At 40.5% G+C, this 13,385-nt stretch carries 13 protein-coding genes; all 13 read right to left on the bottom strand.

Going from position 1 to position 13,385, the window contains the following annotated elements:
- Positions 1–10: 10 nt before the first annotated feature.
- Positions 11–1,189 carry a chorismate synthase gene (gene aroC, locus FAZ25_RS08405; protein ID WP_004899822.1) on the bottom strand — a complete coding sequence of 393 codons (1,179 nt, stop codon included), beginning with the start codon at positions 1,187–1,189 and terminating at the stop codon, positions 11–13.
- A gap of 27 nt (positions 1,190–1,216) precedes the next feature.
- Entirely contained in the window at positions 1,217–2,299 is a 1,083-nt protein-coding gene (gene aroB / locus FAZ25_RS08410) for a 3-dehydroquinate synthase (RefSeq protein ID WP_192269457.1), read from the bottom strand.
- Positions 2,300–2,328: 29 nt separating this feature from the next.
- Complete coding sequence (aroF, locus tag FAZ25_RS08415; RefSeq protein WP_004899831.1) at positions 2,329–3,324, bottom strand: 3-deoxy-7-phosphoheptulonate synthase; 996 nt, start codon at positions 3,322–3,324, stop codon at positions 2,329–2,331.
- Positions 3,308–4,153, bottom strand: coding sequence for a shikimate dehydrogenase (locus FAZ25_RS08420; RefSeq protein ID WP_192269463.1), 846 nt, complete (start codon positions 4,151–4,153; stop codon positions 3,308–3,310). The genes aroF and FAZ25_RS08420 overlap by 17 nt, the downstream gene beginning before the upstream one ends.
- Positions 4,154–4,156: 3 nt before the next feature.
- Positions 4,157–6,094 (bottom strand): transketolase, encoded by a 1,938-nt coding sequence (locus FAZ25_RS08425; protein WP_192269467.1) that lies wholly within the window; start codon positions 6,092–6,094, stop codon positions 4,157–4,159.
- A 314-nt stretch (positions 6,095–6,408) separates the two neighbouring features.
- Positions 6,409–6,954: an ECF transporter S component gene (locus tag FAZ25_RS08430; protein WP_004899844.1), complete on the bottom strand. Its 546-nt coding sequence runs from the start codon at positions 6,952–6,954 to the stop codon at positions 6,409–6,411.
- Entirely contained in the window at positions 6,951–7,946 is a 996-nt protein-coding gene (locus FAZ25_RS08435) for a nucleoside hydrolase (protein WP_192269470.1), read from the bottom strand. The genes FAZ25_RS08430 and FAZ25_RS08435 overlap by 4 nt, the downstream gene beginning before the upstream one ends.
- A gap of 157 nt (positions 7,947–8,103) precedes the next feature.
- Complete coding sequence (locus FAZ25_RS08440) at positions 8,104–8,955, bottom strand: DegV family protein (RefSeq protein WP_004899849.1); 852 nt, start codon at positions 8,953–8,955, stop codon at positions 8,104–8,106.
- A gap of 8 nt (positions 8,956–8,963) precedes the next feature.
- A complete protein-coding gene (locus FAZ25_RS08445) occupies positions 8,964–9,464 on the bottom strand; it encodes a dihydrofolate reductase (protein WP_192269473.1) in 501 nt (166 codons plus the stop codon).
- Positions 9,451–10,662: a CCA tRNA nucleotidyltransferase gene (locus FAZ25_RS08450; RefSeq protein ID WP_004899852.1), complete on the bottom strand. Its 1,212-nt coding sequence runs from the start codon at positions 10,660–10,662 to the stop codon at positions 9,451–9,453. Before FAZ25_RS08450 ends, FAZ25_RS08445 begins: the two co-directional genes overlap by 14 nt.
- A gap of 80 nt (positions 10,663–10,742) precedes the next feature.
- Positions 10,743–12,005 carry a tetratricopeptide repeat protein gene (locus FAZ25_RS08455; RefSeq protein WP_192269475.1) on the bottom strand — a complete coding sequence of 421 codons (1,263 nt, stop codon included), beginning with the start codon at positions 12,003–12,005 and terminating at the stop codon, positions 10,743–10,745.
- Between the two features lie 150 nt (positions 12,006–12,155).
- Positions 12,156–12,383 carry a CsbD family protein gene (locus FAZ25_RS08460; RefSeq protein WP_004899857.1) on the bottom strand — a complete coding sequence of 76 codons (228 nt, stop codon included), beginning with the start codon at positions 12,381–12,383 and terminating at the stop codon, positions 12,156–12,158.
- A gap of 121 nt (positions 12,384–12,504) precedes the next feature.
- Entirely contained in the window at positions 12,505–13,338 is an 834-nt protein-coding gene (locus tag FAZ25_RS08465; protein WP_149334316.1) for an aldo/keto reductase, read from the bottom strand.
- Between the last annotated feature and the right edge of the window lie 47 nt (positions 13,339–13,385).

Here is a 13,385-nt window from a genome sequence, read left to right on the forward strand (position 1 = left end):
TTATTGTCTATTAAAATGCTTTGACCTCTTGACGGTAGGCAGCAACTTGCTCTTTCATACGATCGATGTTATCGGCATCAAATTTATCTAAAACCGCTTTGGCCAACTCAATAGCTACCATCGCTTCAGCAATAACAGCCGCAGCAGTCACAGCCGTTGTATCAGAACGTTCAATTGATGCCCGATGATCTTGATGTGTATCAATATCAACAGATTGCATTGGACGGTAGAGTGTCGGAATGGGCTTAACAACACCTCGTACAACGATGGCTTCACCTGTGGTCATCCCCCCTTCAAACCCACCTAAATTATCAGAGCCACGATAAAATCCCTTCTCAGGTCGCCAAAAAATTTCATCCATGACTTGGTCGCCATACTTTTCTGCATTATCAAAACCACCACCAAATTGCACCCCTTTAAAAGCATTAATGCCAACAATAGCCCGTGCAATTTTAGCGTCTAATTTATCGTCAGCTGAAATATAGGAACCTAAGCCTACAGGCACCCCTGTTGCCATTACTTGAACCTGACCGCCCACGGTATTGGCATCACGTTTAGTGCTATCAATTACATCTCGAATCGCTTTATCAGCAGCAGCATCTAATGCACGCGTCTCAAAGCTCTCAGTCACCTGACGTAATGCTTCTAAATCTTGATATTGTGTTAACGTTGATAAATCCGATTTAGCTGGGCCAACATTAACAACAAAGCCATGTACATCAACACCAATTTCGGCTAATAATTTTTTAGCCACAGCCCCAACTGCTACTCGCATTGTTGTTTCACGTGCAGATGATCTTTCTAAAACATTACGCAAATCATCATGGTGACGATATTTAATTCCACCAACTAAATCAGCGTGACCTGGACGGGGCCGTAAGACCTTACGAAGACTATTTTCTGATGTTTGTGGCTCGTTTGGTGCCATAATCTTTGACCAATTATTGTGGTCATCATTATGTACATTTAGGGTAATTGGCGAACCTAAAGTCTTTTGATGACGTATGCCAGTCAGAAAAGTGACTGTATCCGTTTCGATTTTTTGTCGTTCTCCTCGGCCATATCCTTTTTGTCGTCTAGCCAATTGCGCATTAACATCTTCCTGTGTGATGTGTAATCCGGCAGGAATACCTTCAATAACCGCAATTTCTTCTGGTCCGTGGCTTTCACCAGCAGTTGTATATCTCATGATGTTTTATCTAACAAATAAATATTGCTATCTGTTATTCCCTTCATTTTCATTAATAAAATCTGGCATGTCGACAATCGCTTTTTGCACAATCATCGGCTGACCTATATCTTTAAGTACAACTAAATTTAATCGCCCACCGCGATTTTTTTTATCGTTAACCATGTGTTTGAAAAAAGCTGGCGTGCCAATCAAATCAGATGTTGTTGGTAAATCAACTGTTTCAAGTCTGACACGCAAAGCCGCGGTTAATGAAGCCGGTGTCAGACCGTCACGTGTCATACGTGATGACATAGCAATCATACCAATAGCAACAGCTTCACCATGGCGTAATTCACCATGAGCCAATAATTCAATGGCATGACCAATAGTATGACCAAAGTTCAAAAATTGCCTTTGTCCTGCTTCTTTTTCATCAGCCATTACCACTTGTGCTTTATATGCAACCGCACGGGTCGATAATTCTTCCGCATTGTCACGTATGTCAGTCACACCATAAATACGGCCTGTTAAATCAAAGAAACTACCACCGGCTAACACCGATGTCTTGACAACTTCTGCATAACCTTCAACCAAATCGCGATCTGCTAGTGTATCAAGGTAGGTCGGATCGACAAGGACTAAATCAGGTTGATAAAAAGTACCTGCAATATTTTTCGTGTGCGACAAATTAATAGCCGTTTTGCCGCCGACAGATGAATCGACCTGTGCAGTAAGTGATGTCGCAATTTGTATCAAAGCAATACCGCGCATGTAAAGCGATGCCACAACACCACCTAAGTCACCAATGACACCACCACCTAAGGCAATTAAACCGTCATCACGCGTAAAACCTTTTTCGGCCATCTTGCCAATCAATTCACCTACTGTCTTCAAGGATTTAGAACTTTCCCCAGCTGGTACTTGTAATGGTAAAACCTCAAATCCAGACATCTCAAGTTGTTGTTGCACCACTGTTAAATAAAGTGGCCCAACATGACTATCTGTCAGTAACGCTATTCGTCTTGGTGTCCAGACAAGGCTAACTGCTTGCCCAATTTCTTGATGTAGACGGCGGTCTATTTTCACTTGATACTGTTTTTTTTCTAAGGACACTGTGATGACTGTCATGCGTCAAAATTCCCTTCGTTTTTTGTCTTTTATTCTTCTATCACCGCACGAATGCCATTAACTTTCTGACTCAGTTTGGCAAATTGATCAGGTGTTAACGCCTGTGCGCCATCAACGAATGCATGCACTGGATCATCGTGTATTTCTGTCATGAGTCCTTGCGCACCAGCAGCCACAGCGGCCAATGCTAGTGGTGTGACAAACTTTGCAACGCCAGCAGCATGTGATGCATCAGCAATAACCGGAAAATGAGTTAAACTTTGCAACACTGGTATGGCTGACACGTCGATAGTATTTCTAGTGTACTTGTTGTCATAAGTACGAATACCGCGCTCCATTAAAATAATTTGATTATTACCACCTGCTACAATGTATTCAGCAGCATTTAATAGGTCGTCTATTGTTGCTGACATGCCTCGTTTTAAGACCACTGGTTTGCGTTTTTGTCCAAGTGCTTTTAGTAAAGCAAAGTTTTGCATATTACGTGTGCCAACTTGGAAAATATCTGTGTATTCGGCAACTAAATCAACATCTTTGGTATCTAGTATTTCTGTTACCATATCCATTTCTAAAGCATCAGCTGCCGCACGATGAGCCTTTAATCCCGCTTCACCATTCCCCTGGAATGAATAAGGCGACGTTCTTGGCTTAAAAGCACCACCACGTAAAACAGTTGCACCGGCTGCTTTCACAGCTCTTCCCATCTCAAGCACGTGTGCTGCACTTTCAATGGCATCTGGTCCTGCCATGAATACAAAATGTTTACCACCAATCATACTGTGCTTCGTTTTAATGATGGTGTCTTCTGGATGAAAATCTCGTGATGATGCGATAGCTGTATGGTGATTGGTAATCACTTCTAAAATATCATTTTTTAAATCGTCTAACGTTGCTTCAGGTAAAATCTTAACACCAGCCAACGCCACCCGATTATGATGTACAAAAACAGGTTTGATGGGATTATTTGTGTCAAGTTTCTGTGCGATTCTATGAGCTGTATCATTGTCTTTAGTTACTAATATCATTATCTTTTCCTCTTACTGCATTTGCCATTAATTGACGGTCTGCCGGTTGATTAAACCAAAATTCGAAGCTTAGTGCGCCTTGGTTAATTAACATCGACAGGCCATTTTGTATTAAAAGTTGTTGTTTTTGTGCGGTCTTAAGCAGACCAGTTTGCTGATTGCGATAAATCATATCCACAACCAATGCATGTTGTGGTAATAGACTAATTTGATAGTCTGTAAGTAGTGTTCTGGCATCATTCATCCCAACGGTTGTGGCATTGATTAGCATGTCGGCATTGACTAACGCGTCAGTCAACGCCTGATTGTCAGCTAAATCTGATAACTGACCAATACCTTGGCTTAGGTAAGCAACTTGTGTCTCTCGTTGCGACCAATCAGTGTGTGAACGATTAAAAACTGCCAAATGACGTACACCATAATGCTGTGCTGTAGCAATAACCGATTTAGCAGCCCCACCGTTACCAAGTATGACAACATGTTCATGTGGTTGATGCGGATTAATACTTTGCCAAAAACCATCACCGTCTGTTGATGTACCTACCAAACGGCCATTAATGTTTTTAACTGTGTTAACAGCCTGTAATCGTTGCGCTAAAGGCGTCAATTCATCTAAAAATGGTACAATAGCTGATTTAAATGGCGTCGATACGTTAAAGCCACCCACATGCAAGGCACGCAAACCCAAAACTGCTGATTCTAAATCGCTGGGTATAATATCAAAACTATGATAATGACCGTTAATTTGTCGTGCTATCATCATCTCATTCTGCATGGTAGGTGATAACGAGTGTGCTGCTGGGTGAGCAATTAAGCCATATAAAGTCATGCGTTATTTCTCCAAATGTTGATTAATTTTAGCAACAATACAACTGGTGGTCATGCCGAATGTATCTAATAGTGTCTGTGGCTTGGCACTTAAGCCAAACTCATCAATACCGATGACTAGACCATTATCACCTGCTACGGCTTGCCATCCCAGCGTTGTGCCTGCCTCTATTATCACATTTTTCACACCATCTTTGGGTATGATTTCTGCTTTACTATCTGAACTTTGAGCTAAAAATCGAGTCATATTAGGCATAGAAATGACACGATTAGTTTGCTGTAGTTGTTGACTAACTGCCAAAGCTAATTGTACTTCAGACCCAGAAGCGATGATATTGACCTCAGGACTTTCATGTGCCACTATTTGTGTCGCTCCATGTTGAATGGCTAATTGTCCCGATAATTTATCGCCTTGTGTGCCAATCACACCGCGACTCAGAATCAATACTGTTGGTCGCTTTTTCGATGATAGAGCAAATTGCCAGGCGGAAGCAATTTCTTCTGCTGTACCAGGCCGCAAGACATCAACGCCTGGTATTAATCGCAACCCCATTAACTGTTCTATTGGTTGGTGTGTCGGGCCATCCTCACCTACGGTAAGACTATCATGCGTAAAAACGTAAATCACTGGTAACTTCTGTAAAGCACTTAAACGAATAGCTGCTTTCATATAATCCGAAAAAGCTAAGAATGTTGCTCCAAATATTTTTGTGTCACCGTGTAGTGCAATACCATTCATAATACTGCCCATACCAAATTCTCGGACACCAAAAGCAATGTTACGTTCCGTGCGATTATCAGGTGAAAATAAACCAGAACCAACTATCTCGGCTTGCGTGGAAGCGACTAAATCAGCCGATCCACCCCATATCTGGGGCATTTGTTTTGCAAACTGTTGTAAAACGCGACCCGCTATTTGTCGTCCAGGGCGTGACTTGATATGTTCTGATAGATTTGGTAATTCTAACGGAATCTCGGCCATCTGCTGCTTATAAGCTATCAACTCAGCTTTCCTAGGGACAGGCATCGTAGACAAGCGGTGTTTAATACGTGTACGTATTGAAGACAAGATCTCTTCATCTAATGTAAATCGTGTCATTTGCACATCAAGTACAGTTGATAAATCCTCTAACTGTTTGGCTGTTAAAGGTGTGCCATGTGCTCTGTGACTATTTTCAAATGGTCCATGAATGCCAATAATATTCTTAACAGCAATCAACGTTGGTTCGGGTGATAACTTGGCATTTTCAATCGCATCGTGAATCATGCTAATATCATTACCATCAGCAACATGGTGTATATCCCAGCCGTAACTTTCAAAACGTTGTAGTTGATTTGATGTATCCGAACGTGATTTCGAACCATCTAACGTGACGTCATTATCATCGTATAACACAATCAGTTTAGATAATTGTTGTTGACCTGCGAGACTAGCTACTTCATGACTAACCCCCTCCATTAAATCACCATCACCGACTAATGCGAATGTTAAATGATTAATAACGCTAGGAAATAATGCATGCTGTCGTGCCTCTGCCATGGCCATGCCAACAGCCATGCCTAACCCCTGCCCCAACGGCCCTGTCGTCGCTTCAACGCCAGGTGTTACCCCTTTTTCTGGATGACCGGGTGTTTTCGAATGCAAGGTACGAAATTGTGATAAATCAGATGGCTTAATATCAAAACCAGCAGCATATAGCGTAGCGTATAATAAAGCCGCGCCATGACCAGCAGACAAAACAAAGCGGTCGCGGTTGAGCATTCCCGGATCTTGCGGATTAATACGCATTTGATTAGCATATAATTCATATAATATGGGTGCAGCACCTAATGCAATACCAGGATGACCAGATCCAGCTTCGGTAATCATTTGATTTGCTAAAACACGTAAATGATTCACATGTTTCAAGTCAATCTCAGTCGTAGTTAATAATTCGCTCATACTATTCCTCCAAAAAAATCGTACTAGGTGCAGTTCACCTAGTACGATTTTCTAAATAGTCATCAATTGACAAATAAAAAGCCACTAAGTGATGCTCACCTAGTGACTCAGCCTCGAAAAGCTTCTGGTCGCTAAGTGCGTCGTATACCGACGCACTTAGCATGCGACGGTTCTACATAAACCAGAAGTAATAATAACGATTGCTTTTCAAGATTGATGTGTTCATAATTTTTCTCATTTCTATTAATGCTTATATCATATAATGATTAATTAGAATTGTCAACTAATATGTTAAAATAAAATGTGATTAAATCTCATTTAATATAATGCGTTATGGTCTTATAAACAGCTGCAACAACATAGACCCCGATTAAGCGATCAAGAAAGTCCGTCCCAACTTGAATAATAAAGACGGATAAGGCTTGATTGAAACCGAGACCATACAGTATTTGAACCAGTAAACTCGAACCTGAAGAAGTAATCCCATGAAATAGAATCACTGTAATAATTGTACTCACGATTGTCGCCGGTACAGAGATAATCAAGGCTAGCCACCAAATATTTTTTACATCCGTTGCCCGTACACGACGATAAATAAAACCAGAGACTAGCGCTGTTGTCATTTGACTTGGCATAAAATATATTGAAAATAAATCACCGGTTGTGCCGTTAATTAAAGCCGTTAACACACCAGTGATTAAGCCACCAACCGGACCAAAAAATGCACTGCCTAGTAAAGTGCCAATAGTGTCAAGATAAATTGGCAATTTTGTATATAAAGCCAAATGGCCTCCAACAATATTGATGACAATAAAAAGTGCGATTAAAGCTATTTTCTGTGCTGAAATATGCCTAGTCATGATAAGCACTCCAAATCAGTCGCAATGTTGTCTAACTCTTCCATAGCTCTTTCTAAGGAAACATTCAGTAAGCGAGCTATTATAAAGGCCATCGCTGCTCGCGCATCAATTGCTTGTAGAAGTATGGCATTTGGCTTTTTATGCCAAAAGTCAGCGATATCAACAATACTCTGACCCAATGCAATGCCACTCGTGACGACTGTCATGAAGGTTGTAAGCTGTCTTGATAATTTTGGATTTAGCGCATAAAAAACAACTAATGGGTCATTAATGACTGCGCCTAAAACATGTTCCTGCTGCCAATGAAAATCAAAATAAAATTGAATAATCTTTGTTACAAATTCTGATTTTTCTGGGTTAATGTATTGCATCATTTGCAATATATTAGGCGTCATCACTATTTTTCTTGTGACATCTAATGGCACTAATTCAATCATGATAGGACTGTTTTGTAAGACATAATCGGCTGCATCAGGATCGACCCAAAAATTATATTCTGCTACAGGCGATGTATTCCCATTTGTTTTATACGCCCCACCCATGATAATTAAACGTGACACATGTTGCCACAATGCCGGTTGTCGCTGTATAGATGCTGCAACATTTGTTAGCGGACCAAGTGCCATAAACCAAACATCTTGCGCCGATGCCAGCAATTGACTGTAGCCATCGACCTCGTTCAAATTATAGGTCGTAACGCCTTCAACTGACGATAAATCGCTTTCACCCAAACCATCCATACCGTGTGTGTCTTGCGCACTGACATACTCATGATGTTGTGGGTGTGTTGCCCCCGCAAATACTGGTATATCTAAACGCTTTGCTTCTTGTAACACTTTTAAAGCGTTTTGTACGCCAATTGTTACTGGCACATTACCCGCGACAATAGATATACCGATGACATCCAACTCTGGTGAATTGAGTGCCATAAGTAGTGCTAGGCTATCATCGATCCCTGGGTCGACATCAATGATTACTTTTTGTTTTTGCATTATCTCTCCTACCTTTCAAGGTTACTTGGTTTTTTATCCTAGGAAGTTTCCGAACTAGTCCAACACATTGTGTTGCTTTTGATAAATGCTTATTAAGCATAGCAGAAAAATGAGCAAAATAAAACCCAAAACGATTTTTCACCGTTTTGGGTTTTATTTAACGTGCACGATATAATATCGCTAAAGCACCGATACCAGTATGCGTTGAGATAATTGGACCAGTCGTCATCACTTCAATTTTTATTTCTGGCCAGATAGCATTTAAACGCTGCGCCATTTTTTCGGCGACTTCCGGTACACCCGCATGCGACACACCAATAGCTAACATTTCTGAGTAGTCCTGCATCTTAGCAATCACGCCGTCATTAAACTTAGCAATGGCTTTCATACCACGGCCCTTGGCTAAGACTTCTACAGAACCAGTAGTATCCACACCGGCACCAACTTTAATATTCAATAGATTACCAATGATACCAGATGCTTTGCTAAGGCGCCCACCGGCGACCATGTTATCTAACGAGGTGAAACTCAAGAAAGTATGTGACTCTTGACGGACTTGTTCTAGTTCAGTCAAAATATCAGACATTTTTGCCCCCGATTGCGCCATTTTAGCTGCTACAAGCACTTGAAAGGCTTGAGAACGATCCGCGTTTAACGTATCAAACGTAGTAATTTCAGCTGAAGTTAAAGCAGCCGCTTGCTCAGCAGCATGAACTGTCCCTGACAGACCAGAAGATAAATGAATACTTAAAATTTCTGCATCGGGATAATGTGTACGAATATCTTCGTATGCTGCTTGAAATTTACCAATAGATGGTTGCGATGTCTGCGGTAAATTTTGACTAACTGCCATTTGCTCCAAAAAAGCTTCACGCTGTAGTGTCACACCGTCCTCATAGACTACGCCATCAATTTGTACTGTCAATGGTACCACAGTAATTTCATACTTTTGAATTTCTTCTGGTGTTAAAGCAACGGCTGAATCCGTTACAATTCTAATATTAGACATAAGGCTCCTCAGTTCTGACGTTCATAGCGTTCAACAACGAAACTATAATCGTGTTTATCATCTTTGTCATGTGCTGTTGCACTGACTAGCTTAAATTGCGATAAGTCAATCGCATCAACAAAAGTATCACCGGCAATTGTCACGTCAATGCGCGTCACAATCAAATCAGTTGCGTAGGGCATGAACTCATGATATATTGCAGCGCCACCAGCAATGGAAATATCTCTAGTTTCTTTTTCAATATAATCTAGGACTTCATCAACAGAGTGCGCAATGATAACATCATCATACGGTGTTTTAAAATCTTTTTGATGTGTTAAAACTAAACTCGTCCGTCCTGGTAATGGGCGACCAATTGTATCCCAAGTCGTTCGCCCCATCACCATTAATGTATTCATAGTTTCTGCTTTAAACAACTTTAAATCATCAGGCAAATGCCAAGCGAGTTGACCGTTTTTACCGATTGCATGCGTGCTATCTTCTGCCCAGACCATTCTAATTTTTTTCATTATCTACCAATTCCTTTGCATATTCTAACAAACTATCTGGTCGATTACTGATGATACGCTGAATAACGGCATGCTCTAATTGTGTCAAAATGCGTCCCATTTGTGGTCCGGGAGTAACAATGTTGTTAGCCAGGAGGTCGCCCCCACTAATACACATATCGCGATTGTGTGTTATAGGTAGCGCATCAAATATTTGTTTGACACGCTGTTGTGTCGCCAACGGTGTACCAACAAGGGTTAACACTTCAAACAATAATGCCTGATAATCATAAATTGCGTACAGTTCAAAAACACTAACAGTTTGCACATGTTTAACAATAGGGACGATACTTAATACCGCACGCATATCTTCCCGACTAGTCTTCCAACTTCGCATAAATAACTGTAATTCATTTAGTCGAAGCGACAGCCGTGATAAAAAGTAAGGCCAGATGACTGTTCTTGCCTGTGGCTGATTGCGCTTGAGATCAGCTGTGATGGTCAACCAATCTTCTCTTTTAATGTGTCCGGGTAAATACCGGATTAAGTCAGCTTCAATAGCGACAGACAAACTATTTGAAGCATATTGCCCCATTAACAATTTTTCAAACTCGACGCGAATACGCTCAACCGCAATCTTTTCAAGATTGGGGCCTATTTGCTTCAAGGCTGCCTTAGTATGTGGCGCAATATCAAAACCAAGTTGTGCACTGAATCGCAACGCACGCATAATTCGCAGGGCATCCTCGTTAAAGCGCACCTCAGCATCTCCAACAGCTCGAATACGTTTTTGTGCCATATCAGTTAACCCATCAAATAAATCGATGATGTCACCATCTTTAGTCATTGCAATGGCATTGATTGTAAAATCACGTCTTTTTAAGTCTTCCGCTAAACTACGTACAAAAGTAACTTTGTCTGGTCGGCGAAAATCTGTATAAGTTGACTCCGTCCTAAAGGTCGTGATTTCGTAGCCATCACCATGATCCAAAATCATAACCGTGCCATGCTGAATACCCGTGTCAACTGTTTTAGTAAATAGGGCTTTTATTTCTTCGGGAAAAGCAGAAGTAGCAATATCCACATCATGAATTGGCTTATTTAATAACATATCACGCACAGCGCCACCCACAAAGTAAGCTTCAAATCCAGCTGATTCGATATGTTCCAAAATGGGTTGTGCTTGCATAAATTCTTGTGGCAACGTACTGATTTTCATGTTAAAGTCCTTGAATTTATTATACCAAAAATTACTGTATACAAAACAATAATCATTTATATCATGCGATATCTACTTAATTAATAAGCCAAATCTTCTAAACGCATTTGCATATCTAAATCATCAGGTACGAGGAATAGATAGCGCTGAAGTGCTTCAATCTCAGCTTCAGGTTGTCCTTGCTCATGATACCAATTAATTAAGTCCAACATGAAATCTGAATTTTCTTGAAATAACGGTGTAGCTTCTTGCCAATATTGCTTTGCCTTGCCATCATCGCCAATAGCCTGATAGATACGCGCCAAATACCAATTGAAACGCTCATCCTCTATTTCTTTATTCTCTTTTTCTAATAGTGATAACGCTTGCGCATACTGATGATGTTGTAAGTATAAGTCAGCCAACATAAACAGCGCCGTGGTATCACTCTCGTCAATTGACAATGCCTTTTGGTAATAAGCCTCCGCTGCGGTATCATCCCCACTTTTTTCTGCTGCATGACCAGCCAAATGGTAAAGTTTCGTGTTCGTTTCATCTTGAATTAAGCCAGCTTGATAAACGCGAAAAGCTTCCTCAGGTTGTTGTAATCGTTCATAACTCTGGCCCAATAATGGATATATTGACGTATATTTAGGGTCGCTATCCAAAATCGCATTAAATAACTTAATCGCTTCTTCTTCCCGATTTGTTTCTTGATACAGCACAGCAAGTTGAAATTGTGTATCCAAAGTCATTTGCTGTGGTTTAATCTGTTCCAAGTAACCAATCGCATTATCGTAATTACCAACAGCAGCATAGGCAACGCCTAAACGTGCAACAATATCTACCCGGCTAATTTCTCTCTCGCCTTGGAGTAGTAGCTTACGATATCTGGGGATGGCTTTTTGGTAAGCAAGGTTAGCATAATAAAATTCTGCCAAAGCAAATTGGATGATTATTTCTTCTGGTGCCAAATCTTCTGCTTGCAATAAGCTATATTCAGCCGATTCTGTCAGCCCTTCGGCTTGGTAAATGTCTGCCTTGACAAGCAAGGCTTGCAAATAAGCTGGCGAGTCTGGTTTGATTTGCGCTAAATAATTCTGTGCCTCATCCACTTCACCATCTTCAATAGCAATATCGGCTAGCGCCGTACGAATGTCATCTTCATCGGGATATTTTGCCAATAATTTTTTATATGCTCGCCTCGACTGGTTTAAAAAGCCAAGTGCATACAGTTCCTCAGCTAAACTGTAGATTAATTCATCACTATCCTGTCGCAACGATTTGGCAAACGCAGATTGCGCAGCATCCATTTGTCCTTGTGATAAGGCGTCCAACATTTCTTGGGCGTAATTGACTTCCATGACATACTCCTTGCTTGGTGACTCATTTTTTATGATTGATTTCTCGACATTCAGTCATCGCATACTTTTAATAACATTTAATTTTATCATATAAAGCGTCTAAACAACTAAAAAAGGCCATCTCTTAAGAGATGGCCTTGACGTCACTGCTTACTTTTTTAAATTATCAACGCTATCCTTAACGGCATCAACCGCCTCTTCTGCCTTATCTTTAACTGTTTCAGCAGCATCTGATAGCTTATCTTTGGCTTTGCCAAAAAATCCTTGCGCTTTACCTTCGGCTTCACGCGCCTTATCCCCGGTAACCTTGCCTTCTACTTCTTTTGCCTTACCAGCAACCTTGTCCTTAGCATTATCAAACTTTTCTTCGACTGACATATTGATGTTCTCCTTGAAATTTATTTGATGTTACATTTGTATTATATCATATTGTTGATGAGAAATGCTACAGAAAGGCATTATACAAATCTCATGAATGATAGAGAACTAAAAGTTATGCTTAAAATTCCTGGTAAACAGCAGGATCTTGGTTGTTCGTACGCCCATCTTTTTTAGTAAGACGATCAATTGCTAACATTTCTGCCGATTCAAGCTCAAAGTCAAATACATTTAAATTGCCAACTTGTCGAGTATAACTGACTGCTTTAGGAATCGGAATGACACCCTGTTGTGTTTCCCAGCGTAAAATAATTTGACCAACATTTTTATGATATTTTTCAGCAAGCTCTAACAATAGATTATCCTTTAAAAGTCGACTTGCTCGTCCCAAAGGACTCCAAGCTTGTGTCAGAATATTTTTTTCTGTATTGTACTGAATCATTTCTTTTTGATTGAAATACGGATGCAGCTCAATTTGATTAACTACTGGTAAAACGCCAGTCTCTCTCTGAAGGCGTTCAATATGTTCTGGCAAAAAATTACTAACACCAATGGATTTTACCAACCCAAATTTTTGCAGCTGGATGAGTGTTTGCCAAGCCGTTAAATAGTGGTCGTCGATTGGATTTGGCCAATGCAACAAATATAGATCAAAATAATCTAACCCCGTACGATATAGTGATTCTTGAACCAATGCTATAGTGGCCTGCTCATCTGCATAATACTTACCCGGTAACTTAGATTGAATAAATAGTTCATTTCTAGGCACCATTGACGCCTTAATACCACGACCAACTGTCCCTTCGTTTTGATAATTATAGGCCGTGTCGATTAGCCGATAACCCACTGTTAAAGCTGAGCTAATCGCCTGTGCCCCTGAAAAACCATTTAATTTATAGGTACCAAAACCAATACGTGGTATCTTAAAACCGTCGCTTAATGATACAACTGACATTATGTCGTCCTCCTATAATAATAATTTTTAACTTAAGACAATTCTAG

The organism is Leuconostoc sp. LN180020 (assembly GCF_014844115.1).
Classification (GTDB): domain Bacteria; phylum Bacillota; class Bacilli; order Lactobacillales; family Lactobacillaceae; genus Leuconostoc; species Leuconostoc citreum.